The organism is Desertibacillus haloalkaliphilus (assembly GCF_019039105.1).
In the GTDB taxonomy this organism is placed as follows: Bacteria; Bacillota; Bacilli; order Bacillales; family KJ1-10-99; genus Desertibacillus; species Desertibacillus haloalkaliphilus.
The window spans coordinates 1-326 of record NZ_JAHPIV010000613.1; the positions used below are offsets into that span (position 1 = coordinate 1).

The following is a 326-nucleotide window of genomic DNA, read 5'->3' on the forward strand; positions in this document are numbered from 1 at the left end:
CTCTTGTGGTTGAGTTAAAATTGGAGCAACAATGTTTTCAGCCAAATCCATCATTTTATATAAATCTACTCCACTATTTAATCCCATTCTCTCAAGTACAGCGACTAATACTTCTGTTTGTGTATTACCAGCACCTGCTCCTAAGCAACGTACACTACCATCAATTCTTGTTGCTCCTTCTTCAATCGCAGCTAATGTATTCGCCATCGCAAGAGACAAATTGTTATGTGCATGGAATCCTATGTTAACTGTTAGACTTTGACGAAGCGCTCGGATTCGCTCACGTACTTCGTTTGGAAGTAACGCTCCGGCTGAGTCTACAACGT

Annotated in this window: 1 protein-coding gene; it reads right to left on the reverse strand. The window is 41.1% G+C overall.

Features of this window, described 5'->3' with window-relative positions; translation table 11 throughout:
• The coding region (locus tag KH400_RS23535; RefSeq protein ID WP_498067647.1) for a hydroxymethylglutaryl-CoA lyase-like TIM-barrel protein at nt 1-326 on the reverse strand (326 nt) is incomplete at both ends.